Annotated in this window: 25 protein-coding genes; 10 read left to right on the top strand and 15 right to left on the bottom strand. The window is 46.3% G+C overall.

Features of this window, described 5'->3' with window-relative positions:
* Position 1 precedes the first annotated feature (1 nt).
* Positions 2 to 1,561, bottom strand: a complete 1,560-nt coding sequence (gene sctC / locus HMPREF3119_RS02345; protein WP_241006586.1) for a type III secretion system outer membrane ring subunit SctC — start codon at positions 1,559 to 1,561, stop codon at positions 2 to 4.
* 49 nt (positions 1,562 to 1,610) lie between these two features.
* Positions 1,611 to 2,198 carry a helix-turn-helix domain-containing protein gene (locus HMPREF3119_RS02340; protein ID WP_223302421.1) on the bottom strand — a complete coding sequence of 196 codons (588 nt, stop codon included), beginning with the start codon at positions 2,196 to 2,198 and terminating at the stop codon, positions 1,611 to 1,613.
* Positions 2,199 to 2,453: 255 nt separating this feature from the next.
* Here HMPREF3119_RS02340 and HMPREF3119_RS02335 point away from each other — a divergent pair, with 255 nt between their 5' ends.
* The 7 genes from HMPREF3119_RS02335 to HMPREF3119_RS02305 are packed head-to-tail and all read left to right on the top strand — an operon-like array spanning position 2,454 to position 6,439.
* Positions 2,454 to 3,485, top strand: coding sequence for a hypothetical protein (locus tag HMPREF3119_RS02335; RefSeq protein WP_070578265.1), 1,032 nt, complete (start codon positions 2,454 to 2,456; stop codon positions 3,483 to 3,485).
* 15 nt (positions 3,486 to 3,500) lie between these two features.
* On the top strand, positions 3,501 to 3,764 hold the full coding sequence (locus HMPREF3119_RS02330) for a hypothetical protein (protein WP_004234804.1): 264 nt from the start codon (positions 3,501 to 3,503) through the stop codon (positions 3,762 to 3,764).
* A gap of 56 nt (positions 3,765 to 3,820) precedes the next feature.
* Positions 3,821 to 4,129, top strand: coding sequence for a hypothetical protein (locus tag HMPREF3119_RS02325; RefSeq protein ID WP_123805108.1), 309 nt, complete (start codon positions 3,821 to 3,823; stop codon positions 4,127 to 4,129).
* The gene (sctJ, locus tag HMPREF3119_RS02320) at positions 4,129 to 4,866 is read left to right on the top strand and encodes a type III secretion system inner membrane ring lipoprotein SctJ (RefSeq protein WP_004234802.1); all 738 of its coding nucleotides are present in this window, start codon (positions 4,129 to 4,131) and stop codon (positions 4,864 to 4,866) included. Before HMPREF3119_RS02325 ends, sctJ begins: the two co-directional genes overlap by 1 nt.
* Entirely contained in the window at positions 4,859 to 5,422 is a 564-nt protein-coding gene (locus tag HMPREF3119_RS02315; protein ID WP_004234800.1) for a hypothetical protein, read from the top strand. Before sctJ ends, HMPREF3119_RS02315 begins: the two co-directional genes overlap by 8 nt.
* On the top strand, positions 5,403 to 6,002 hold the full coding sequence (locus tag HMPREF3119_RS02310; RefSeq protein ID WP_004234798.1) for a hypothetical protein: 600 nt from the start codon (positions 5,403 to 5,405) through the stop codon (positions 6,000 to 6,002). Before HMPREF3119_RS02315 ends, HMPREF3119_RS02310 begins: the two co-directional genes overlap by 20 nt.
* Before the next feature lie 23 nt (positions 6,003 to 6,025).
* A complete protein-coding gene (locus HMPREF3119_RS02305) occupies positions 6,026 to 6,439 on the top strand; it encodes a hypothetical protein (RefSeq protein ID WP_004234797.1) in 414 nt (137 codons plus the stop codon).
* Between the two features lie 48 nt (positions 6,440 to 6,487).
* Here the strand turns inward: HMPREF3119_RS02305 and HMPREF3119_RS02300 are convergent, their stop codons facing one another.
* The 5 genes from HMPREF3119_RS02300 to potA form a co-directional block, all read right to left on the bottom strand.
* A complete protein-coding gene (locus tag HMPREF3119_RS02300) occupies positions 6,488 to 6,802 on the bottom strand; it encodes a helix-turn-helix domain-containing protein (RefSeq protein WP_032099012.1) in 315 nt (104 codons plus the stop codon).
* Positions 6,803 to 7,086: 284 nt separating this feature from the next.
* Complete coding sequence (gene potD / locus HMPREF3119_RS02295; protein WP_004234795.1) at positions 7,087 to 8,130, bottom strand: spermidine/putrescine ABC transporter substrate-binding protein PotD; 1,044 nt, start codon at positions 8,128 to 8,130, stop codon at positions 7,087 to 7,089.
* A gap of 217 nt (positions 8,131 to 8,347) precedes the next feature.
* Positions 8,348 to 9,130, bottom strand: a complete 783-nt coding sequence (gene potC / locus HMPREF3119_RS02290) for a spermidine/putrescine ABC transporter permease PotC (RefSeq protein ID WP_004234794.1) — start codon at positions 9,128 to 9,130, stop codon at positions 8,348 to 8,350.
* The gene (gene potB, locus HMPREF3119_RS02285) at positions 9,127 to 9,987 is read right to left on the bottom strand and encodes a spermidine/putrescine ABC transporter permease PotB (protein ID WP_004241187.1); all 861 of its coding nucleotides are present in this window, start codon (positions 9,985 to 9,987) and stop codon (positions 9,127 to 9,129) included. Before potB ends, potC begins: the two co-directional genes overlap by 4 nt.
* A complete protein-coding gene (gene potA / locus HMPREF3119_RS02280; protein WP_004234784.1) occupies positions 9,971 to 11,086 on the bottom strand; it encodes a spermidine/putrescine ABC transporter ATP-binding protein PotA in 1,116 nt (371 codons plus the stop codon). The genes potB and potA overlap by 17 nt, the downstream gene beginning before the upstream one ends.
* A 415-nt stretch (positions 11,087 to 11,501) precedes the next feature.
* Between potA and ahpC the strand changes: the two genes are divergently transcribed.
* Positions 11,502 to 12,065 (top strand): alkyl hydroperoxide reductase subunit C, encoded by a 564-nt coding sequence (gene ahpC / locus HMPREF3119_RS02275; protein ID WP_004234783.1) that lies wholly within the window; start codon positions 11,502 to 11,504, stop codon positions 12,063 to 12,065.
* 72 nt (positions 12,066 to 12,137) lie between these two features.
* Complete coding sequence (gene ahpF, locus HMPREF3119_RS02270; RefSeq protein WP_024474354.1) at positions 12,138 to 13,712, top strand: alkyl hydroperoxide reductase subunit F; 1,575 nt, start codon at positions 12,138 to 12,140, stop codon at positions 13,710 to 13,712.
* Positions 13,713 to 13,763: 51 nt separating this feature from the next.
* Here ahpF and yidZ read toward each other — a convergent pair whose 3' ends face one another.
* Both yidZ and HMPREF3119_RS02260 read right to left on the bottom strand, forming a co-directional pair.
* Positions 13,764 to 14,729 (bottom strand): HTH-type transcriptional regulator YidZ, encoded by a 966-nt coding sequence (yidZ, locus tag HMPREF3119_RS02265; RefSeq protein ID WP_032099010.1) that lies wholly within the window; start codon positions 14,727 to 14,729, stop codon positions 13,764 to 13,766.
* The gene (locus tag HMPREF3119_RS02260; protein ID WP_062772047.1) at positions 14,722 to 15,906 is read right to left on the bottom strand and encodes an MdtL family multidrug efflux MFS transporter; all 1,185 of its coding nucleotides are present in this window, start codon (positions 15,904 to 15,906) and stop codon (positions 14,722 to 14,724) included. Before HMPREF3119_RS02260 ends, yidZ begins: the two co-directional genes overlap by 8 nt.
* A gap of 445 nt (positions 15,907 to 16,351) precedes the next feature.
* On the opposite strand from HMPREF3119_RS02260, the gene HMPREF3119_RS02255 reads away from it, so the two are divergent.
* Positions 16,352 to 16,753, top strand: a complete 402-nt coding sequence (locus tag HMPREF3119_RS02255; RefSeq protein WP_004234767.1) for a hypothetical protein — start codon at positions 16,352 to 16,354, stop codon at positions 16,751 to 16,753.
* Positions 16,754 to 16,802: 49 nt separating this feature from the next.
* Here HMPREF3119_RS02255 and HMPREF3119_RS02250 read toward each other — a convergent pair whose 3' ends face one another.
* The 6 genes from HMPREF3119_RS02250 to HMPREF3119_RS02225 all read right to left on the bottom strand — a co-directional run.
* On the bottom strand, positions 16,803 to 17,141 hold the full coding sequence (locus HMPREF3119_RS02250; protein WP_004234764.1) for a tetratricopeptide repeat protein: 339 nt from the start codon (positions 17,139 to 17,141) through the stop codon (positions 16,803 to 16,805).
* Positions 17,142 to 17,178: 37 nt separating this feature from the next.
* Positions 17,179 to 17,649 (bottom strand): bactofilin family protein, encoded by a 471-nt coding sequence (locus HMPREF3119_RS02245; RefSeq protein ID WP_062772050.1) that lies wholly within the window; start codon positions 17,647 to 17,649, stop codon positions 17,179 to 17,181.
* A gap of 175 nt (positions 17,650 to 17,824) precedes the next feature.
* Positions 17,825 to 18,004, bottom strand: coding sequence for a hypothetical protein (locus HMPREF3119_RS02240; RefSeq protein WP_004241178.1), 180 nt, complete (start codon positions 18,002 to 18,004; stop codon positions 17,825 to 17,827).
* Positions 18,005 to 18,071: 67 nt separating this feature from the next.
* On the bottom strand, positions 18,072 to 18,374 hold the full coding sequence (locus HMPREF3119_RS19615) for a hypothetical protein (protein WP_225310128.1): 303 nt from the start codon (positions 18,372 to 18,374) through the stop codon (positions 18,072 to 18,074).
* A 352-nt stretch (positions 18,375 to 18,726) separates the two neighbouring features.
* Positions 18,727 to 19,035: a helix-turn-helix domain-containing protein gene (locus HMPREF3119_RS02230; protein ID WP_004241177.1), complete on the bottom strand. Its 309-nt coding sequence runs from the start codon at positions 19,033 to 19,035 to the stop codon at positions 18,727 to 18,729.
* 1,110 nt (positions 19,036 to 20,145) lie between these two features.
* On the bottom strand, positions 20,146 to 23,742 hold a 3,597-nt coding region (locus HMPREF3119_RS02225; RefSeq protein ID WP_210388492.1), incomplete at its 5' end, for an Ig-like domain-containing protein.

Raw genomic sequence — 23,742 nt, 5'->3', positions numbered from 1 at the left:
ATCAATAGTCCTGCTTCAGTTTTTGAATCATCTTAATACCTTGTTTATTCTCATAATTAAACGGAATATGTCCGGTAATTTCTGTATCGCTGAAAAAATCCTGTTGCAGAATACGGGGCTGCAACAAAAAAAGCCGGACCATTTTTTCTGTCTTCACTGATTCAAACTGAAACAACCGCCCTGCCAGCGGGATATCACCCAGCAGCGGAATTTTATCGTTATGGCGATGGGTATTTTCCCGCGTGTAGCCGCCAATCAGCAGTGTATTTCCCTGTGCGACCCTGGCTATTGTGCTGATATTCGTGCGGTTAATCACCGGCAGGGCATCTTCACCGCCTGCTCCGTCAGCGTCCTTTTTCTGTGCGCCGTCTTCAAGCTCAATAATCATCTCCACGGATTTCCGCTGATTGGCGATCCGCGGTGTCACACTCACCTTTGTGCCGTAAGTGATGCTTTCCAGAGATGATGTTCTCTCGCCCTGTAACTTGCTGTAAAATGTGGTGTTATTATCAAAAATCGCCGGGGTGTTATCCTGAGTCAGAATAATCGGACGGGACACCATATTGGCTTGTCCCTTTGCGGACAATGCTCTGATCTTGCTGAAAAAAGAAAAACCGGTGAACTGATTAAGCTCACTGAAATTAAAAGCCACTTTCATTTTTCCTGTACCGTAATCTGCCTGCCAGTTGATCCCCAGCTGGTCAGCTTCATTTTTTGATACATCAATAATCCACAGTGATAACTCGATTTGCGGTTTGGCAGTATCCAGTTGCCTGATCAGCTGATTGATTAAGTGCAGTGCATTACGGTTCCCTTTTAACAGCAGGCTGTTTTCCCCCTGCAGCGGCACAATCCGCACCCGCTCACCGCCCAGCCAGACAGTTTCAGCCGGCTGAATATCGTCCTGTCCAGCATCCTGCGGTACCAGTCCGGTTTTTGCCGCAGGTCCGGAATCCAGTAACTCCCGCAATGCGGACGCCACTCCCGGGAGTATCAGGCTTTTCCCCCGTGAGGTAATTTCCCGGTCCTGCACAAAACTATGTTCCAGCTTAACCAGCTGAATATGCTCATCTTCCGGCGTAATTCCCTGCTCCTGTACACTGTACTGTGCCTCCAGTGCGTCCGCCGCAGAACGGATCAGTGCCAGATAGCGCGGGGGAGCCGTTACATACAAAATCCGCTGCTGCCGGTCAGATGTCAGCGGGTATTGCGCATCAAACAGCCCGGTTTGTTTCAGAAAAGTCGTCAGTTCATTGCGGGTTACCGCATTCAGCGTCAGCATGGAAGATTCAACTTCATTGCTGCTGTAAATATAGAGTGTGCGGTTTTCCCGGTATGACACCAGCGCCATGGTTTTCAGCATCTGCGACAGCGCCGCCTGCGGATCGGATAAATCAAAAGTGCCGGAGATCTTCTTCTTTTTCACCGCATCAGACGAAATAATTATGACATCCAGCTTTCCTGCCAGCGCATCAAAAAAATGATCCAGCCGTGTTTCTTTCGCTACATACTGCGCCTGTTGCGGCGGTTTTTTTTCGTATAACAGTGTTTGTTCCGCCATGACCGGCAAAGAAAACAGGCAGAAAAAAAGGCAGAACACCCCCCCAGTGCTATTTTTTAACCGCATGATTTAAATTCCTTATTTTCCGGGGAGACATGCCAAATAATATTTTGATTTCATTTGAGAAATGCGATGCCGAGCAGTAGCCGTTATCTGCCGCGATCCGGGTCAGTGAATGCTCTTTTACCAGGATATCCAGCACTGATGCCACGCCGCGCCAGTGACGTAACTGGTATTTACTCTGATTGCCGATATAGCGCTGGCACAGGCGTCTGAAGTGAGTACCGGATAACCCGTAACGCTGACTGATATCCCTGATATTACTGTTTTTGCAATCCGCTGCGCTGATCAGGTGTTTCACCAGCCAGTAATGCTCAGAGTGGCGCAGTGTATTAAAAAATGTTTTTATTACACTATTTTCATTCAGTATTTCACAGACAATCCGGTATTCCGGATTGTCTGCATCCCCCTGAACCGGAAAAATAATCTCATAATCAGGACAAACCTTGTTATCCGCAACTTCATTATTATCTGCCCGGGATAAATGATAATGGCAATCTATAAATGCCAGTAGTTTTATACATTTCGACAGCGGAAAGCAGTAGTCAGCCTGACTGTTTTCTCCGCATCCATTCACTTTATATATATCATTATAAATATATATCTGACTTTCCTTTTTCATATAAATTAAACCATCCTTGTATCAGCATAGATAATAACTATCTGTAAAACAGCAAACTGTTACTGAACGAACTAAAATTTAGTGATGAATTTAAGACATTACACTATCTTTTACTACCATTTTTTTATAAAACTAACTACCATTTGAATACCAAGAATACACTATAAATTTAAATTATTATACTTATGATTTAATGACCGGGATACACTGATGCAAAACCTTTATACCCTGATAACAATTTCCGATAAGGAACCAAAGGAAGAAATAACCATTCCATCCGGAAGATACTGCATCAACAGTACAATTAACCATGACGACGACCTGATTAACCTGAATCTCACAGGTGCAGAACCACTGCCTGAAAAAACAGAAGCAGAGTTATATGAAAACAACTATCACGTCTCTTTTAAAACCTGTGATGGTGAATTAGTAATACAAGAAATCAATTATAACGCCCCCTTTATTTTTCAGGGGAAAGTCCTTTTCGCCATAAAAAAACAGCAGGATAAATGGTGTAAAAACATCATGTTATATGAGAAAACAACAAGGCGCGCTGTCCCGCGCTATCTTCTGTCTGTAATACTTTTGTTATTTATCATACCGGTAACCGGATTTATGCTCTTTCAGTACGATAGCAATAAAAATGGAAATCCGGCTGCTATAGATAGCAAAAATATTATAAGTCAGTACATTAAAGACAATAATTACATCATTAACGGAAATGACATCCTTATTTTATCCTCTGATGAAAAATTAATTAATATCATCAGAAATAAAATGCCTGGCTATAAAATTCACATAATAAATAAATCAAAATTAAAAATAAATGATGGTGATATCATCCTGATTAATGTTCTTCATCATAAAAAAGAGATTACATATATACACCGTGATGATAAAAAAACGCTATTAACCATCCCGGATATATTCAGAAAAGACATTGCCATACAACATTTTTCACTCAATGATATAATCAAGTTAATAAATAACAGATTCAGCCATCTATTAATCAGATACTCTGTAGAAAAATCAGGTGACAACATTATCATTTATGGCGAAAAAAGGAGGGATAAGGAAACAGACAATATTATAAAGGATATCAACACCACGATATTCTCAGCGCCGGGAAACACGCTGGTACAGTACAGGGAAATGCCATACCGTGATACACCGCCGGGAGTATATGGCTCAGTAAATTATATTCACCTGTCTGATAGTCATACACAATTCACCTCTGACTAATAAATAAGGATATTTATGCCTGATATAGCAAATAAAAATGATGCAATAACATTTACCACCCTGCTAAAACAATTCAAATCACCGATTCATGAAGATAATGTGAAACTGAATACGCTGATGAATAATTTACAGTCTGGCAATAAAGACACAGCCAATGCCTACGATATGGCAATGCTGCAGGCCTGTTCCTCATCGCTGAATATAAAGTGCTCGGCACTTTCAGCAATGATCCGCCAGCATAAAGAAAACCTCTCAACACCAATCGGCAATATGCGCTGATTTATGACGTAAAAATGGCAGGTTACCCGCCTGCCATTAACCATAACAAGGATTGTATGATGTCATCATTTAACCGGATTTTACCTGTCACAACGATCACCGGGATCACTGAATTACTGGCTGATCTCAATGACCGTGAGCAGTCAGCTCATCAGAATTTGATATTACCGGGAACCGCAAAAAAAGACCTGCGCCGGAAAACACAAGCACTGAGCACGGGAAAAACAGCCCCGGCCACCAGTGATGTCATGATGATGCTGGAAAACCAGGCCGTAATGGCCAAATGGCATACCGAGATCAGTTTTTATTCCCGTATGCTGCATCTGACCCTGAATGCTGCAGATACCGTAATTAAAGGTCAGTGATGCACAAGATAATATTTATATTAATAATAAGCGGAATAAGTCTGCTGCTCGGCGGCTGTAAAGAAGGTACGATTCTGTCGTCGCTGAATCAGCGTCAGTCGAATGAAGTGCTGGCTGCACTGCATAAACACCAGATTCAGGCAGTAAAAGTCCCGCAGGGAAAAGGGCTGTTTACCATTTCAGTACCGGAAGAACAGAGCCGTCAGGCCATTCATATTTTGCAGGAATATCACCTGCCCAGTAATGAGCGGATTGAGATTGCCGGGATCTTTCCGTCAGATTCACTGATTGCCTCTCCGCAGTCAGAAAAAGCCCGCCTGATTTCGGCCATTGAACAACGGCTGGAGCAATCGCTGCTCTCATTTGATGCGGTTACCGGAGCCCGTGTTCACCTCAGTTATCCGCTGTCCGGCCCGGGAAACTCCCGGAAAAAACCGGAAACACCCCGCGCCTCTGTGCTGATCTACCATTCCGGTATTGAAGATGAAACACAATTCACCCGGGATATTCAGACATTTGTGATGAATGCCTTTAACGGGCTGACCGAAGAAACCGTTTCTGTCCTTCTGTATCCCGGGAAACCGGTTATTGATCTGCCGCCTCAGCCGGAAGCAGCCGGACTGTCCCCGCTTTTTCTGCTGTTTCCGGCAGGAATAATGCTGGCAGCGGCCGGTTATTTCTGCCGTGCACAATTACGGGCATTTCTGATGCGGCGGAAGGTAAAACAGCATGAATGACCGGTTTGATATACAGGGCGCGGTCACGCGGGTGATGTACCAGCCGGCGGATTATCTGCACAGCAGCCGCTTATTCAGCGGATTGCCGCCGGCAGCACAATCGGCGTCTTACCGCAGAATGCAGAACGCAGCTATTATGGATCACTACCGGCTGCCGCGTGAGAGGGATTTTGATCTGTTCTCCCCGCTGGTTATCCCGCTGATGCGCCACTGGCAGCAGCTTCCGGCCGTCAGCTGTTACCTGGATATGTTCATCCGCCATGCTTATGGCCTGCCGGATAATACCGTGCCGGATTTATCACAACAGGCATTTTTATCTCTGAGCCCCGTACTGCCACTGCCGGAGTGGCCACAAGCAGACAAACAGCCGGATATTCCGGCAGTCCTGCCCGGCCAGATTGCCATGACACAGTTATTATCCGGTTTTTCTCCTGCGCTGGCAGCCCGCTTTCAGCTGATGACGGATGCATCCTTGTCACCGGCAGACATCCGGCTTCCGCATCTGCCCGATTCACTTTTACCTTTGGTATTACATTATGTGCCGTTCACTGCCTGATTCCCTGCTGTCACATATCAGACACGGTGTGCTGATTAAAGATCGCCATGTCTCTGCCCTCTGCCGCCTCAGTAACCTGACCCGGCAGGCAAACCAGCACGCTGCCCGCCTGATAAAACAGGCGGAAGATACTGCAGAACAACATCGCAAAACCGGATTTGATGCCGGTTTTCAGCAGGGGCTGGCACAGACGATGCCGGAACTGATGCGTGTGGTGAATGAGTATAAATCTGTCATTCACCAAAACCTCGCCGTTGCAGTTTCCGGTCTGGAAAAAGAGCTGACTGCATTTTTTGATGATACAAAAATACGTTTTCAGCTGATTCATCAGTTGCTTGAACAGTTTGCCGCGGAGAGTGAATGTGAATTAATCCTGCCGGCTGAGCTTAAAAAAGAAATGACTGAATATCCGGATTTCACTGTACCGGTTTCTTTTCATTTCAGTCGTAACATCATATTACGTACCGGAAAAAAATTACTTTATCTGACACCGGAAACGTTTGCCCGTGAAAAAATAACACAAATAAATGCCCGTGTTGTTCCGGATAGCCCGGCGGATATCTCCGGTGAATATTTATAATTATACAAAAAATGACAATAAATATGAGAACAGAAATGACAGCCGGAAAGGCGGATATTAACCCTGACGAAAATAATGAAAAAGCCAAACGATTGCATGACTGGCTTATGACTAATTATAATAAAAAGGAAGATATTTATCGGGGAATGGAGTTAGTAGGTATTGATGGCTACAATACCGGAAATAATATACAAGAAAAAATAAAGTTATTAATTACTGTTGAAAATAAGTTAATTAAAAATCCGGAATATTCTGATACGGAAATGTGCAAATCAGTAAGCCAGGTTGGCGGCGAAGCTGTGAACTATTATGCCTTTTACCAACAATACCTTCTTAAGATGGTGAATCAAAAACAGCTGGGATTAGCACCGGATGTACTTTCCGCTGATTTTGACCAGAATAATAACAAAGATGACTGGCTTACTGCGTTTAGCTGATAATGCCTGTCGTATCAGAATTGATAACAACAGAAAAAATATCTTGATTTAAATAAATTGTTTGCCGTTCAGTAATACTGTTTCTGCTCTGAACTGATTTGAACGCATCTGAATATGCGGTTCATGCGGATGTTCTGATGCTTCAGCTTTACCACTGAGGAACCATTCGACCGGCGCATATAATAATTCAGATAATTCAATAAGATGATGCAGACTGATTTTACTGACACCGCGTTCGTAACGGTTAAATTGCTGCTGACTGATATTCAGTTTTTGCGCTAATTTAACCGTAACAATCCCGAGTTCTTTACGTCTTGATTGGATTCTGTGGCCTAAGACTGCATAAAAGTCGGAAGTTTCCATAATGTCTGCCTATTTTCTCTATAAGTCGTAAATTCAATTAAGTAAAATTACTTAAAAGATATATTTTTTATATATTAAAATTTCAAATAAAAACAAAGTATTTCTCGCGAAATACTAAAAGTTATGAATAATTTCGTTTTAATTATGACGTAATATTTAAATTTAGTTTAATATCGATGTCATACTTCACAAAAATTTCATTACAATGAAATCATTTTGGTTATGTCACTTTATTGCAGGCATAAAAAAAGCACCCGAAGGTGCTTTTTTTATCGTCAGTAACATTAACGACCGGCTTTCAGCTTCTGATAATAGCTTTCATAAAGCACGCTGGCGTCACCCACATCATCCTGCCACTGCCCTTTGCGGATAGTTTCCTCATCCGGATAAAGTGATTTGTCATTCACAATCTCAGCCGGGAGCAGTTTTTTCGCCGCCAGGTTCGGGGTCGGATACCCGATAGTCTGTGCGACCTGTGCCGCAATTTCCGGACGCAGCAGGAAATCAATCAGCTTATGTGCGCCTTCCGGATTTTTGGCATTAGCCGGGATAGCCAGACTGTCCATCCAGAAGATACCGCCTTCCTCAGGCCAGACAACATCAATATTCAGGCCGGACTGACGCGCCACATAAGCGGAGCCGTTCCAGATCATCCCGACATTCACCTCCCCTTCCATAAACGGGTTGGCCGGGTTATCGGAGTTAAACGCTAAAATATTCGGACGCAGTTTTTGCAGCTCTTTATACGCCTGCTCAATTTCAGCCGGGTCGGTGGTATTTGCTGAATAACCCAGTTTGCTCAGGGCAATCTGGAACACTTCGCGGGCATCATCGGTCATCAGCAGGCTGTTTTTGTACTCCGGTTTCCACAGATCGGCCCAGGAGGTCACAGATGACGGATCTATCTCGTCACCGTTAATCCCGATAGCAGTTGCCCCCCAAATATACGGGATCGAGTAATCATTTTCAGGATCAAACGGTTTGTGCAGCAGATTCGGATCCAGATTATCAAAGTGACTCAGCTTTGATTTATCGATCTTCTGCAGCATCCCCTCGTGACGCATTTTGGCGACAAAATAGGTTGAAGGCACCACCAGGTCATAAGCCCCGTCTTTATAGGTCTTCAGTTTGGTGTACATGCTTTCGTTGGATTCATAGGTGGAGTAAATCACCTTGATTCCGGTCTCTTTGGTAAACTGCTCTAATAGCCCCGGCGGAACATATTCCGTCCAGTTATAGAAATAGAGTGTTTTACTGTCATCTGCTGATGCTGAACTCAAGCCCGCTGCCAGAATGCCGGCACCAAGCAGTAAGGACCACTTTTTCATTTCAGTGTTTCCCTCAACCCGGGTTAATCAGTGAATATCACAGGCGGTAACGCCCCCTTTGTTAATTACGCAGAGCAATTATAAAAGCGGAAAAGCGGGGGGTAAAGCAACGATTACGTCATAAAACGGTAACAGAATTGAAAATTCTGCGGCAATACGGGATTATTCACAAAATAAACCGGCGGATCCGCTGAAGACCGCGCCGGTAACAGAAAGGTTACTGCTGTTTGTGTGAGCGGTCACGCAGCACAAGCTGACTGATGATGACCATAAACAGCGAAAGTGCCATTAAAATCGTGGCCAGCGCATTCACTTCCGGTGAAACCCCGACTTTTACCATCGAATAGATTTTCAGCGGCAGAATTTCATAGCTCGGCCCGGTAACAAATGAGGAAACCACCACGTCATCCATCGACAGGGTAAAGCTCAGCAGCCAGCCCGCAATCACCGCCGGTAACGCCAGCGGTAAAATAATCTTGCGCAGAATGGTAAATTCCCCGGCGCCCAGATCCCGTGCCGCTTCCAGCATTTTCACGTCAAAATCTTTCAGCCGCGAATAGACCGTGACCACCACAAACGGCAGGCAGAAGGTAATGTGCGAGAACAACAATGACCAGAAACCGAGCGACACCCCGAGGATCATAAACAGTACCAACAGGGAGATTGCCATCACGATATCCGGTGACATCATCACCACAAACAGCATGCCGCCGACAAACGGTTTTCCTTTGAACCGGTAGCGGTACAGTGCCACCGCTGTCAGTGAACCGATAACCGTGGCAAATGTGGCAGACAGAATCGCCATCGTCAGTGAATGACCCGCCGCCTGCAACAGGCTGTCATTATTGACCAGTGTACTGTACCAGTCAGTCGTGAACCCCTGCCAGTTGATCCCGAAACGGGATGAGTTAAAGGAGTTCACAATCAGAATGACAATCGGGATGTATAAATAAGCATAGATGATGGTCATAAAACCACCGCGTAACAGGCGTCCTATCATTCCAGTTCACCCTTCTTATTTAACATTTTTGCCGCACGGTAATAGACATACAGCAGCAGCCCCATCGCTGCGGTCAGGAAAATACTGGTTGCCGCACCAAACGGCCAGTCACGGATGTTCAGGAACTGACTTTTTATCACGTTACCAATCAGCAGGTTTTTCGCCCCGCCCATCAGGTCCGCCACATAGAACAGCCCCATCGCCGGTAACAGTACCAGCAGACAACCGGCGATAATACCCGGCATGGTCAGCGGCAGAATAATGCGGAAGAAGGTCTGACATTTATTTGCCCCCAGATCCCGCGCCGCCTCCAGATAAGATTTGTCGAGCTTTTCAATACTGGAGTAAAGCGGCATCACCATAAACGGCAGCAGAATATAGATAAGCCCGAGCACCACCGCTTCAGAGGTATACATCAGCTTAAAGGGTTTATCGATAAGTCCGGTCCATAATAAAAACTCATTCATATAGCCGCGCGTGCTGAGGAATATTTTCAGCCCGTAAATGCGGATAAGCGAGTTTGTCCAGAACGGAACTATCAGCAAGAATAACATCAGTGGCCGGTACTTCTGCGGCATCCTTGCAATAAACGCCGCAAAAGGATAGCCGATCAGCAGGCAGCAGACCGTGGCAATCACCGCCATATTGAACGAGTGCAGCATTACCTGTGCGTACATCGGGTCAAACAAGCGGCGGTAATTGTCGAGGGTAAAGACCATATCGACCAGATTCGCGTCATTGCGTGTCAGGAAACTGGTGCCGATGATCATCAGATTGGGCAGGAAAACAAACAGCAGTAACCAGGCGACAATCCCCGTGATCACGATAGTCTGGAATGGTTTACGCGTCATTTTCATCGCCCAGCACCACCTCCCAGCTTTCGACCCACGTCACCGCAATCTTCTGATTCAGTGAGTGATCCACATCCGGATCATCCTCATTAAAGAACTCACTGACCATCACCCGTTTGCCGTTTTCCATCTCCACTTCGGAGTCCAGCGTCATTCCTTTATAGTTGCGCTCGCGGACATAGCCGATAAGCCCGGCAATCGGCTCATTATCATGGATCTCTTCAACGCGCAGATCCTCCGGACGCAGCAGCACATGCACCCGCTGCCCCGGTGTGACATCCAGGGTGGTGTAAATATCACACTCGTGCCCCTCGACATTTGCGCGGATCCGCTGTTCATCGATCCGGTGCAGAACATCCGCATCAAAGATATTTATCTCGCCGATAAACTGCGCCACAAACAGGTTTTTCGGCTCTTCGTAGATTTCACGCGGTGTGCCGTCCTGCTCGATCCTGCCGTCACGCATCACAATGATACGGTCAGACATGGTCAGCGCCTCTTCCTGGTCATGGGTGACAAACACAAACGTGATCCCCAGCTGACGCTGAAGGGCTTTCAGTTCACTCTGCATCTGTTTGCGCAGTTTGTAATCCAGCGCGGAGAGGGATTCATCCAGCAGCAGCACTTCCGGTTTATTCACCACCGCACGGGCAATGGCAACACGCTGCTGTTGTCCGCCGGAAAGGTGACCCGGTTTGCGCCCGGCGAAATCTTCCAGCTGCACCATTTTCAGGGCTTCTTCCACGCGCTGTGTGATTTCATTTTCCGGGGTTTTCTGCATGCGCAGCCCGAACGCGACGTTTTCAAAGACCGTCATGTGCGGAAACAGGGCATAACTCTGGAAAACAGTGTTGATATGGCGCTGTTCAGCGGGGATATGGGTAATATCCTGGTCGCCGAGCATAATAGTGCCTTCATCCGCATCCTCAAGCCCGGCGATTAACCGTAAAACCGTGGTTTTACCACACCCGGACGGACCCAGAATGGTGACGAACTCACCATGATTAATTGTGAGGTCGAAATGCTTAATTATGTTCTTGTCATCAAAGCTTTTGCTCAGCCCTTTCAGGGTGACAAGTGGTGTCAGAGAGGTTGTCTCAGTCATTTATGCTATTCACTCTATCCCGGAGGTCATGCAGATAGAACCGTAACTGAAAAAAGACTGTTAAAGCAGATTGGTCTACTTATGGCCAATGCCCAAAACCAGTTACGCCGTCAAAAAAAGAAGAGGGCATAATAAACACAGCGACCTTAAAATGAAAGCTGAAACGTCATCACGCCACTAATTTTTTGTTCATCTTTATTCATACATATCTTAACAATCATCCCCCTGATTGAATGCATTTTCAAACAGGAATGCGATCTTATTGTCCGTGCGCAATATCTGCCGTTTTGGCGCTGTAAACTATTAAAATAAACCCATCGTTAGATAAAACCTATCACATCGATAGCAGCAAGCCATTGGCTTCCCCGCGTAGCTTCCCGTATTGTTATTTTCAACGAAACAGGAGGAATCATCTATGTCTTTAATTAATACCCCAATCAAACCTTTCAAAAACATGGCATTCAAAAACGGTGAATTCATCGAAGTCACCGAAAAAGACACCGAAGGCAAATGGAGCATTTTCTTCTTTTATCCTGCTGACTTCACCTTTGTCTGCCCGACTGAGTTAGGCGACCTGGCTGACCATTACGACGAATTCCAGAAAATGGGCGTGGACATCTACTCTGTCTCCACTGACACCCATTTCACCCACAAAGCATGGCACAGCAGCTCAGAAACCATCGGCAAAATCAAATATGCCATGATCGGTGACCCGACCGGCGCACTGACCCGTAACTTCGAAAATATGCGTGAACTGGAAGGTCTGGCTGACCGCGGTACGTTCGTTGTTGACCCGCAGGGTATCATCCAGGCGATTGAAATCACCGCTGAAGGTATCGGCCGTGACGCATCTGACCTGCTGCGTAAAGTAAAAGCGGCTCAGTATGTTGCCAGCCATCCGGGTGAAGTCTGTCCTGCAAAATGGAAAGAAGGTGAAGCGACTCTGTCTCCGTCACTGGACCTGGTCGGTAAAATTTAAGACCCCCTCTCCGTCTTCTTTCTTATTTACTGTTATCGGGTGCATTGCACCCGATTTTTTAAGGGAATAATCATGCTCGATAACACAATGAAAGCGCAGCTTAAAGCGTATCTCGAAAAATTAACCCGTCCGGTTGAGCTGGTATCAACCCTTGACGACAGTGCTAAGTCCGGTGAAATCAGGACATTATTACAGGAAATCGCTGAGTTATCGCCGAAGATTACTGTTCGCGAAGATAACAGCGCGTCTGCACGCAAGCCTTCATTCCTGATTGTAAATCCGGGACAGACTCAGGGTATCCGTTTTGCCGGTTCCCCGCTGGGTCATGAATTCACCTCACTGGTGTTAGCACTGTTACAAGTCGGCGGTCATCCGTCGAAAGAAGCACAGGAATTACTGGATCAGGTGCGTAATCTGGAAGGTGAATTCCATTTTGAGACCTATTATTCACTTTCATGCCATAACTGCCCGGATGTGGTGCAGGCACTGAACCTGATGGCGGTGCTTAATCCGGATATCACACACACGGCCATTGACGGCGGTCTGTTTCAGAATGAGATCACCGAACGCAATATCATGGGCGTGCCGGCGGTTTTCCTGAATGGCAACGAGTTCGGTCAGGGCCGTATGACACTGGCGGAAATCGTCAATAAAGTGGACAGCAACGCCGGTAAACGCGCAGCCGATGCGCTGAATCAGCAGGCGCCGTATGAAGTGCTGATTGTCGGCAGCGGCCCTGCCGGGGCATCCGCTGCCGTGTATGCCGCCCGTAAAGGGATCCGTACCGGACTTATCGGTGAGCGTTTCGGCGGCCAGGTGCTGGATACCGTGGATATTGAAAACTATATCTCCGTGCCGAAAACCGAAGGCGCAAAACTGGCGGCGGCACTGAAAGTGCATGTGGAAGATTACACTGCAGATGTGATTGATAACCAGAGCATCACCGCACTGATCCCGGCCACAGAACAAGGCGGCCTGCATCAGTTACAGACTGCGTCCGGTGCGACACTGAAAGCGCGCAGCGTCATTATCAGTACCGGTGCCCGCTGGCGTAACATGGGCGTTCCGGGCGAGCAGGAATACCGCACCAAAGGGGTAACTTACTGCCCGCACTGTGACGGCCCGCTGTTCAAAGGGAAATCTGTGGCAGTGATCGGCGGCGGTAACTCCGGCGCGGAAGCGGCTATCGACCTGGCCGGTGTGGTGGAACACGTCACCCTGCTGGAATTTGCCCCGGAACTGAAAGCCGATGCGGTGTTACAGCAGAAATTACGCAGCCTGGCAAACGTGGATATCATTGTGAATGCACAAACCACCGAAGTGCTCGGCGACGGCAGCAAAGTGACCGGCTTACAGTACAAAGATCGCGTATCCGGTGAGCTTCACACACTGACACTGGCCGGGATTTTCGTTCAGATTGGCCTGCTGCCGAATACGCAGTGGTTGAAAGGAACACTGGATCTGAACCCGATGGGTGAGATTGTGGTCGATGCCCGTAACGAAACCAGCATTAAAGGGGTGTTCGGTGCCGGTGACTGTACCACCGTGCCGTACAAACAAATTATTATCGCGGCAGGCGAAGGGGCCAAAGCATCACTCAGTGCCTTTGATTACCTGATCCGCACCAGTACCAGAACCGCTGAATAGTCCGCTGTTCAGTTGTTGTACCCAAAGGCATCCGGGGGCGGATGCCTTTTTTTATTCCCCGGTAAACGCCGTTACACTCTGCCGGATTTGTTCCCGCAGCCAGCGGGTTTTCTGATTATGCGCGTTGCGTTTATGCCAGAGCATCAGAAACGGAATATCCAGCTGCCGGTAAAACGACTCATCAAACGGCAGCGGGCGGCACTCCAGATCCAGCTGAAATTTCGTCACATAGTGGCGGCAGTAGCCCGGTGCACAGGTGATCAGTTCATGTCCCGGATGCGCGGCCATCTGCAATGATTGTTCAAAAGAAGAATAAGAGAGCCGGATCTGCCGCGAATAACCGAGATCATGCAGCAAATCATCCAGCGCCCACGGGATCCGGTTAGCATATTCCGTACTGATATGCGGGTATTTGATCAGATTACTGATTGTCCACGCCTCACTGAGCAGCGGATGTCCGCGCCGGATAAACGCCAGCGGCCTGTCTGTGAACAGCAGATCAAAATTGACAATATCCGGGATCGCGCTGATGCTCTCCCGCGACTTCGGGTAGCTTTCACGCCCGAGCAGCCCGATATCCGCCTCTCCCGCAATCACCTCACTGAGTGAGTTATAATCCCAGTCACGGATACTGACCGCCGACTCCGGATAGTGATTCAGGATCGTGACCGCCAGATCATGCAGCATGATCAGGTTCAGCGGTTCTTCCATCAGCAGACGGAACTGAACCCCTTTCGGGTTATCGCTGTCGCGGATCTCCGCCACTGATTTGGCAGTATGCAGAAATTCCGGCAGCACGCCTTCGAGACGCAGCATCAGCGGTGTCGGTATTAACCCCTGCGGACTGCGGATAAACAGCGGATCATCAAACCAGGTACGCAGTTTGGTCAGCGCTTTACTGACCGCCGAAGGGGTCACTGCCAGCCGGGCCGCAACCAGGCTCACGCTCCGCTCTTCCAGCAGATACTGGAGGATGATAAGCAGATTTAAATCGAGGCGGTGCAGTGATTTATTCATAAAGCGCCCGGCGGTTTCCGCTGCTGACAGGATATCGTCTCAGTAATATCGCACCCGCCAACGCGGTTGTCAGCAGAATAATCAGCAGCATTGCCACCGCGCCGGTTTCCGCGGCGGCCATCAGCCGGATATAGAGTGAGGCAAAACTCAGTTGGGCAATGGCCAGCACAGAACTGGCCACACCGGCACGTTTTGCAAACGGCGACAGCGCCTGACTCATGATAATCCCGAACATCAGTGAAAAGCCGGCACCGCACAAGCCAAACACAATAATCAGTATCAGCGTGTATTCCGCACCGGACAAAAATATTCCCAGCAGCGCGGCATTGAGCAGGAACAAGCCCAGCGCGGTATATAAAATGGCATCACTGCTGAAGGCAGCGATAATTTTCGGCATGGAAAAAGAGACACTCATGCTGACCATGGCAAGCAACGCCATCGCCGCTGAAAACTGACCGGATGTAAATTGCATTTGTCCCATCAGAATAATCGGCGATACATTCACATAAGTCAGGATCACGCCCATTCCCAGGCAGGAAATCACCAGTCGTGTCAGGAAAAAAGCATTCAGAAAACCTTCCGGCTGTTCGTCTCCGGCTGCTGCCGCTGTTTCCGCCGTGTGTTTATCCGGCCGGGTCTCTTTAATAAAGAACAGACAGAAAATAATGCTCACCAATGCATAGCCCGCAGAAAAGTAAAACATCACAGACCAGTGAAAATACAGCAGGATAAGAAAACCAATTACCGGCGCCAGCACCGGCGCAATACAGGTAATTCCGTTCATCATAGAGAGGACTTTTGTCCGTGCCGGGCCGGGAAGGACATCACGCAGCAGGGCAAACGTCACCACATAGCAGAACCCGGCACCGGCGCCCTGGGCAAAACGGGCGCCGAGGAAAAACCCGGTGGTGACAGCGGACCCGGCAGCTACCGAAGCCAGACAAAAAATAACGGCACCAGCCAGTGCCACAGGTCTGCGCCCGATATGGTCAGCACACCATCCGGCAATCAGCATCATGGCCGCCATTCCGGCAAGATATATGGAGAATGCTGTATGCAGCGAGCTTTCCGGGGCATTCAGATCCACGGCAATCTGCGGAATACCGGTCAGATGCAAATCCACCCCTAGCGGGTACATCAGCACAATCCAGAAGCTGAAAATCACATATTTAAGCATCACACTATCCCCGTCAGAAAGTCATCTGCGGGATTGTAACTATCTGTTTTTCCTTACCCTACTGATGATTGGTAAAAGGACGTTTTCCGTTTTGGAAAAGACTGTTTCCTGTCACGACATAACAGAGCACAGCGGGAACATATTTTTATTTACTCTGCAGGGAAATACCGGTTATATATATACTATGATGCTTATTATCACTCTTATAACGTGTATGTAATCATATCCTCTGCACCAGGAATTGCTTATATTGCGTTACGACAAATTTAATAATAAAAAACATAACCATTGGTATATTTATTGCCAAATACCCAATAAAAACACGATAATATTATGTTTATTTCGTCACACTCTATTCATATACAAACACCGCAGACATACTTTAATGTATAGCCCTCTCTGTTTTTAAAATCAGATACAATATATACCCGCCAGAGGAGTTATCATGCGTTTTAAAACATTAATTCTGATTTCGGGATTACTGACCACATTGTCCGGCTGTACCACCCCATCACGGCAAATGGCCTCTCAGCCCGCGCAACCTGCGGCCGTGCCGGTAAAACTGCTCCCTGCTCCGGCACAGAATTCCACCAGCGACAGCTGTATTGATGATATGTATCTGCTGCGTAAAACGAATGCCAATGATTACCGTGTATTATCCGGAAAATACAGTGAAGTGATGAATGAGTTTAATTTCCTGCGGGAAAATGAAAGCATCATGGACAATGATATTAAAATTTATATGAAAAACAGCCTGACGATAAAACTCGGGAAGGTATGCAGTGATATCAAACTGAGCGCATTCCGCTCAATCAAGAAAAAATCCAGTCTGAATGCCGGTTCATAAATAAAAAAGGCTTGCAGTTAATACAAGCCTTTTTAGTCTCTGTTTATTATCAGTCAGGGTTCTGTTCAATAATATCCAGGCAATACTCAGAAAACAGATTAAGAAATGCAAAATAGTTTTTTTCATTATAATACTGAAGCGCCAAAAAACGTTTTGCATCTGAATCGCCTTTTCCGGCCGCAATAAGCAAATAATACTTTCCCTTTTCAATATCTTTGTTCACACCGTAACGTCCGGTGAGATACAACGTTCCCAGTAAAAACTGAGCATTTGTCTCTCCCTGCCCTGCTTTTATACTCAGCAGCTCAACATTTTGCGGCGGCGTCCCCGCAGAACAAAGTAACGGGATAAAAAGCAGCGCTATCAAAATCCGGGAATATATTTTCATTTTTCCTTTATCCGTTAACAGTGTGCCGGGGTAAAGATTATTTTTGATTTATTGTCTTTTCTTTACCGGCAACAACGATATCAGGGTTTACTTTATTACTCTTATAAGGTTCGGACTGGCCGGTAAAACGCCCGCCGGTAATAATGGAAAATGCTTCAGCGCGGCACACGCCATTAAGTTCGCCCTTTTGTAAAATTTCCGTATTTTTAGCACAGCAGGTGCCCATCATAAGACCATTGATTGAAACATGCTCCGAAGTCACATCACCTTCAATAACGCCTTTTTCCATAACAGAAACTTTAAAAGCACCGGCATTGATATTCCCTTTCACTTTCCCGTATATTTCAATATTCCCCCCGGGAGTCATATCGCCGGTTATTTCACAGCCGGTTCCCACAATGGTAATACTTTTACCGGCTGGTTCATTTTTTACCGGTTCTGCTTTTACCGGTTCCGCTTTTACGGGTTCTGCTTTATCTTTTTTATCGTCTTGTCTGAATAATGCCATAAAAAAACGCCTTCCTGTTGTGATGAAAAATAATACAAAGAGAAGCAAAAAATAGATGCTCATATGAAAATACAATTTTCTCCCGGAAGAGATAATCGCTATCAGTACTCCTCCCCAGAGAAACCAGAGACTGTATAAATACAAATGTATTTTCATTCGTTCAGCGTCTTTATGCTTACTGGTATACCGGCACATCACTGATACAATTTATATTGATCTGGATATGCACACCATTCTCTTCATCGATATAAAACACGACGTTATCACCGTCATAGTGATATTTAATATCACAATCCTGTTTAACAAATTTTTTCATTATATTTGCCAAATCAGTTTTCATATCATCAAAAATCATAGTTCCTCCTGATGTTCAGGTTTAAAGTGACAACAAATACATCTGAACAGAACTGCATAAGATAAACCTATGGTTTCTCATCATAGATAACCATATAACTGCTGGTATTTAATAAGTTATTTTTTTGATTATTTTTCAGATCTTTTTCCAGGTCACCGCCGAATCCGGTTTGTACATCGTACCCGTTGTTATCGAAGAATGCCTGCCAGGCACCGGCGATCTCATCCGAGTAAAACTGATCACCGGATTCATCGCGCTGCACCGGAACCGCCGGTAATGTACTGAACACATCACTGTGCGGGATCCGGCTGCCGGGCGGCACTTTTCCGGCAGGCTCCGGCAGTGTGGTCAGATCCATCGGAAACGGCATGCCCCGTCTGCCGGATAAAAAGCGGTTTCTGAGATCATCCGGAGACACGGCGACAACTGCCCCTATACCCTCTATTGTTTCCGATATTACCGGCTCAGATTGTCTGACCACCGGTTTTGATGCAGAGGATACTGCAACTGAAACCGGAAAAATAAACGGTAAGGAAAACAGCAGATATAATCTTATTTTTTTCATATTAAATTTTTTATATGACATAAACATAAATATGTCCCGGTCCCGGATTTTCAGAGTTAATGATGATAAAATAATTTATCAATAAGTACCGACGATATCCCCATCATAATGGTTTTATGCATTATTTCTGTATAAATATACTTTATTATTGTTTAAATCATTTTCCGTAATCATTATAGTACGATTGTTCTATTCTTCCTTCATGCTCTCCGACCTTATGATGGTAATAGCTTCCTAATACCGAGAATAAATTATTAACATCGTTTGGTGTCATTTGAAGAGCAGCAAAATAGCGCATAAGCATATCCAGGTTAAAACAATTCACGCCTCTTTCATAACGGGAGATCTGTTGCTGACTGATACTTAAGATTTTTGAAAGTTCAATACCGGATAACCCGAGCTGTCGGCGTTTATTTTTAAGAGCCTGGCCTATTACGCTGGAAATAGGATGAATATTTTTAATCACAAATCCTCCTGACGACTACATTACACTCTGACTACTATTTATTATAAATAAAACAATATGCATTCTGTTTTATATGCCATGTGAAATAATGATAATCACTGAAAAGATAAACTAATATACTGCATGCCTGTTTAAGACACCTCCTTCTTCAGTTAAAAAAGATAAGCATGATAATACATTTTCACTCCACGTGAGAGTAAAAATGCTATTTTCAGCATTCATTTTGTTAAGTAGTTAACTATTTTATTGATAACAATATCAGAGCGGCAGAGATTAATGCTCTCTGCTATCCTGTGTACGGATAAACATTATCGTCACTGATATGTCAGCTGTATTTCTTTTTCTTATCGCCGGGAAAATTGGTATTACAAGACGATCGCGAAGATCATTTTGTCGCCATTTACCTGTTATCGTTAATAACCTTCTTTATATAAGTTATTTTATTTTCATGTAAAGAGTAAATGACTTATGGCGGTGTGTGCAAATTTTTATTCACCTCTCCATTCAAATCGAACAATAGATTAAACCTATCAATAAAAATTTATTCATACCCAAAAAATAGCATAATAAGTCAAATTTACTAATTACATCAGTAAGTTAAATTGAAGTGACTGTTTTTACACAATAAATACGATTTATCCTAAATATCCCCCCCACTCCTCTCGCGATTACGTTTGAAGCACTCTGTTACACATTCATTATGTTTTTTCACAAAAACACCATTGTAACACACTAATTATTAACAAATTATTGCGTTGGTAACTATCATTATCCGTGGTATTCCATTCCGGATTAGTAGTATAAAAACGCGTATTTCACTTATTAAATCCCGTCACCCAGTATTATCATCTGATATAAATCTGCTGCTCTGAATAAATGTATATCTGCCGGGAAAAACTATCTGAATATCTGAAATACTATATGCTCACCGGGATTGCTCACACCTGCTTCGCTGATACCAATGTTATTCCTCTGTTCACACAAAATAAAAAGCTCCGGCTGTCATACCGGAGCTTTTCCTTATATTACCGTCGTATCAGATTATGAGATACAGATCACGTATTATCCTGTGGTCTGAACGGCTTATTTTATCATTACCAATCTTCTGCGTTACATGGCAGAGGAGTATGTCTGCAACAGTCTCACACTGACCACGTTATTGCTGTCCACATTAACTTCAAGTACACGCCAGAATTTGGTGCTCGTACCTGAGGCATTCCGCGGAGATTCAACATAAGTATCAGGTGCGGTTCCCGATGCCAGCGTTACACGGTCATTAATATGTACTGATACTTTTGTATCGGTATTATTAAAGTTTGACCAGGTACAATTGTAGCATTCCAGAGCATAGGTATAGGTGCCCGGCTTAAACTTCTCGATGGTAATCGTTTCAAGACCCGGAGCGGATGTGTTATCCCTGTCGAGATGTACCCCGTCATAATCTTTCTTACCACGGAAGACCACCGTTCCGTCAGGCACTTTAATATAGGCATCCGGATCCTTCGGATTATTTTCCAGCCACTGGACAATAATCTTGGCATCATTATTACCCATCTGGATCAGACCGTACTGGTAATTAAGATCGAGACCTGAGCGAATCTCAATGAAATCATCATAGGTTCTGAAGCCATCTTTCGTAATAACAATCGCATACCGTCCTGCCACCAGTTCAACCTGAATCTTACCGCTGGACGGTGTCAGCTCATCAACCAGTTTTTCACCTTTATTCTCGGAATAGATTTCAATTCTCGCTCCCCGAATAACCACGGTACCTGTTTTACCGGCATCCACAACGGTGATTGTACTCTTGAACAACTCTTCAAAAGACACGGTCAGATTTGCATTAACCTTGTTCTGTCCGTCCATTTTGGCCGAAACAACAATGTCATACGTTGGTGTCATCGAACTCGTCAGTGTGGCTTCCACCGTTCCGTCAACACCCGTCTTCGGCGCAGCCGCGGTCAGTGTTGTGGTTGTTGGTGCACTGCCCTCCCAGGTGAGCGCGACATCCCTTACCGGGTTATCGTTCCCGTCAAGTACCGTGGCAACAAATATAAAGGTATTTGTCCCGTTGGCCACTTTACGGGTGACTTCCCCTTTCAGATTGACCGATGCAATGTGCGCCGTTGCGAGATCCGCTGTGAAGCTGACGGTTTTGTCAGCCGCAGTCTGTGCGGTCTCAAGGTACTGAGCACTGACACTGATATCATAAGCCGCTTTGGTGGTCGATTTCAGCGTGATAACCGCTTTACCGGTCGCATCCGTTTTACTGGTTGCCGCTGACAGGATGACATTACTGCCTTTATCCTGTGTCCATTTCACATCCAGATCCGCCTGTGTGACCGGGTTGTTATTGGCATCCACCAGCTGTGCGGTATAGGTAAAGATGTTGGTGCCGTTTGCCACTTTCTCAATCAGATCACCATCCAGCGTTACCTTACCGATGTGCGCTGATGCCAGGTCATAAGTAAAGCTGACCGTCTTATTGGCTGCCACTTCAGCAGTCGAAGCATACTGAGCCTTCACAGTGATATCTTTAACCACTTTGGTCGTCGATTTCAGCGTAATAACTGCCCGGCCCTCAGCATCCGTTTTACTGGTTGTCGCTGACAGCACAACATCCGTACCTTTATCCTGCGTCCATTTCACATCCAGATTCGCCTGGCGTATCGGGTTGCCGTGACTGTCCGTTAACTGCGCGGTATAGGTAAAGTTGTTCGTACCGTTTGCCACTTTCTCAACCAGATCACCATCCAGGATCACTGTGCTGACATGTGCTGACGTCAGGTCATGGATAAAGCTGACCGTCTTATCGGCTGCCACAACCGGCGTACTTTCATACTGTGCACTCACCGTAATGGTATCGACCGCTGTTGTGGTGGAAACCAGGGTGATGGTTGCCCGGCCATCAGCATCCGTTTTACTGGTCGCTGCTGACAACGCGACATCGTTACCTTTGTCCTGCGTCCATTTCACCACCAGATCCGCTTTGCGTACCGGGTTGTTGTTAGCATCCACCACCTGAGCGGTGTAGGTGAAGTTGTTCGCACCATCGGCCACCTTCTGTACCACATCACCAGTCAGTTTCACGGTACCGATTTTGGCTGACGCCAGGTCATAGATAAAGCTGACCGTCTTGTCTGCCGCAACTTCGGTGGTATCCAGATACTGAGCTTTCACGGTGATAGTATCCACCGCTTTTTTGGTTGACTTCAGGGTGACAGTCGCCTGACCGTCAGCATCCGTTTTAGTGGTTGCCGCTGACAGTGTGACATCACTGCCTTTGTCCTGCGTCCATTTCACATCCAGATTTGCCTGACGGACAGGGTTACCATTGCCATCCACCAGTTGTGCAGTGTAGGTAAAGGTATTCACGCCATCGGCAATTTTCTCAATCACACCATCTTTCAGCGTCACAGTACTGACGTGTGCGGATGTCAGGTTATAGATAAAGCTGACGGTTTTATTCGCTGCCACTTTCGCGGTGCTTTCATACTGCGCACTCACGGTAATGGTATCGACCGCTTTTGTGGTGGAAGTCAGGGTAATCGTCGCTTTACCGGTGGCATCCGTTTTGCTGGTTACATCCGACAGCGTCACATCCGTGCCTTTATCCTGCGTCCATTTCACATCCAGGTCTGCTTTACGGATCGGGTTGTTATTCACATCCACCAGTTGTGCGGTGTAAGTGAAGTAACTCACGCCATCCGCGACTTTTTCTGTCACTGTACCGCCCAGCGCGACCGTACTGACATGCGCTGACGCCAGGTCATAGATAAAGCTGACCGTCTTATCGGCTGCCACAACCGGCGTGCTTTCGTACTGCGCACTCACGGTGATGGTATCAACGGCTTTTTTGGTGGAGGTCAGGGTGATAACAGCCTTACCGTCCGCATCCGTTTTACTGGTTGTGGCCGACAGCGCAACATCATTGCCCTTATCCTGCGTCCATTTCACCACCAGATCAGCCTGACGGATCGGGTTACCATTGTTATCAACTAACTGCGCCGTGAAGGTATAGTTATTTGCCCCATCAGCAATTTTCTGCACCACATCACCGGTCAGTTTCACCGTACCGACTTTGGCTGACGCCATGTTATAGATAAAGCTGACAGTCTTATTCGCCGCAACTTCGGTGGTTTCCTTGTACTGCGCTTTCACCGTGATGGTATCCACCGCTTTGGTGGTTGATTTCAGGGTGACCGTCGCCTGACCGTTGACATCCGTTTTAGTGGTTGCCGCTGACAGCGTGACATCACTGCCTTTGTCCTGCGTCCATTTCACATCCAGATTTGCCTGACGGACAGGGTTACCATTGCCATCCACCAGTTGTGCAGTGTAGGTAAAGGTATTCACACCATCGGCAATTTTCTCTGTTACATCATCTTTCAGCGTCACAGTACTGACGTGTGCGGATGTCAGGTTATAGATAAAGCTGACCGTCTTATCCGCCGCCACTTTCGCGGTGCTTTCATACTGCGCACTCACGGTGATGGTATCAACGGCTTTGGTGGTCGAGGTCAGCGTGATGGTTGCTTTACCGTCCGCATTGGTTTTACTGGTCTCAGCAGACAACACGACATCATTGCCCTTATCCTGTGTCCATTTCACCACCAGATCCGCCTGACGGATCGGGTTACCGTTGGTATCGACCAGTTGCGCGGTATAGGTGAAGTTATTCACACCATCCGCCACTTTCTGTACCAC

The organism is Morganella sp. HMSC11D09 (assembly GCF_001807955.1).
Classification (GTDB): domain Bacteria; phylum Pseudomonadota; class Gammaproteobacteria; order Enterobacterales; family Enterobacteriaceae; genus Morganella; species Morganella morganii.
This window is presented reverse-complemented; position numbering and strand designations above follow the sequence as displayed.

Bases quoted from the DNA above. Each gene is read 5' to 3' on its own strand.
- sctC (WP_241006586.1), bottom strand. From the start codon at position 1,561: ATGGCGGAACAAACACTGTTATACGAAAAAAAACCGCCGCAACAGGCG.
- HMPREF3119_RS02335 (WP_070578265.1), top strand. From the start codon at position 2,454: ATGCAAAACCTTTATACCCTGATAACAATTTCCGATAAGGAACCAAAG.
- HMPREF3119_RS02330 (WP_004234804.1), top strand. From the start codon at position 3,501: ATGCCTGATATAGCAAATAAAAATGATGCAATAACATTTACCACCCTG.
- HMPREF3119_RS02325 (WP_123805108.1), top strand. From the start codon at position 3,821: ATGATGTCATCATTTAACCGGATTTTACCTGTCACAACGATCACCGGG.
- sctJ (WP_004234802.1), top strand. From the start codon at position 4,129: ATGCACAAGATAATATTTATATTAATAATAAGCGGAATAAGTCTGCTG.
- HMPREF3119_RS02315 (WP_004234800.1), top strand. From the start codon at position 4,859: ATGAATGACCGGTTTGATATACAGGGCGCGGTCACGCGGGTGATGTAC.
- HMPREF3119_RS02310 (WP_004234798.1), top strand. From the start codon at position 5,403: ATGTGCCGTTCACTGCCTGATTCCCTGCTGTCACATATCAGACACGGT.
- HMPREF3119_RS02305 (WP_004234797.1), top strand. From the start codon at position 6,026: ATGAGAACAGAAATGACAGCCGGAAAGGCGGATATTAACCCTGACGAA.
- HMPREF3119_RS02300 (WP_032099012.1), bottom strand. From the start codon at position 6,802: ATGGAAACTTCCGACTTTTATGCAGTCTTAGGCCACAGAATCCAATCA.
- potD (WP_004234795.1), bottom strand. From the start codon at position 8,130: ATGAAAAAGTGGTCCTTACTGCTTGGTGCCGGCATTCTGGCAGCGGGC.
- potC (WP_004234794.1), bottom strand. From the start codon at position 9,130: ATGATAGGACGCCTGTTACGCGGTGGTTTTATGACCATCATCTATGCT.
- potB (WP_004241187.1), bottom strand. From the start codon at position 9,987: ATGAAAATGACGCGTAAACCATTCCAGACTATCGTGATCACGGGGATT.
- potA (WP_004234784.1), bottom strand. From the start codon at position 11,086: ATGACTGAGACAACCTCTCTGACACCACTTGTCACCCTGAAAGGGCTG.
- ahpC (WP_004234783.1), top strand. From the start codon at position 11,502: ATGTCTTTAATTAATACCCCAATCAAACCTTTCAAAAACATGGCATTC.
- ahpF (WP_024474354.1), top strand. From the start codon at position 12,138: ATGCTCGATAACACAATGAAAGCGCAGCTTAAAGCGTATCTCGAAAAA.
- yidZ (WP_032099010.1), bottom strand. From the start codon at position 14,729: ATGAATAAATCACTGCACCGCCTCGATTTAAATCTGCTTATCATCCTC.
- HMPREF3119_RS02260 (WP_062772047.1), bottom strand. From the start codon at position 15,906: ATGCTTAAATATGTGATTTTCAGCTTCTGGATTGTGCTGATGTACCCG.
- HMPREF3119_RS02255 (WP_004234767.1), top strand. From the start codon at position 16,352: ATGCGTTTTAAAACATTAATTCTGATTTCGGGATTACTGACCACATTG.
- HMPREF3119_RS02250 (WP_004234764.1), bottom strand. From the start codon at position 17,141: ATGAAAATATATTCCCGGATTTTGATAGCGCTGCTTTTTATCCCGTTA.
- HMPREF3119_RS02245 (WP_062772050.1), bottom strand. From the start codon at position 17,649: ATGGCATTATTCAGACAAGACGATAAAAAAGATAAAGCAGAACCCGTA.
- HMPREF3119_RS02240 (WP_004241178.1), bottom strand. From the start codon at position 18,004: ATGATTTTTGATGATATGAAAACTGATTTGGCAAATATAATGAAAAAA.
- HMPREF3119_RS19615 (WP_225310128.1), bottom strand. From the start codon at position 18,374: ATGCCGTTTCCGATGGATCTGACCACACTGCCGGAGCCTGCCGGAAAA.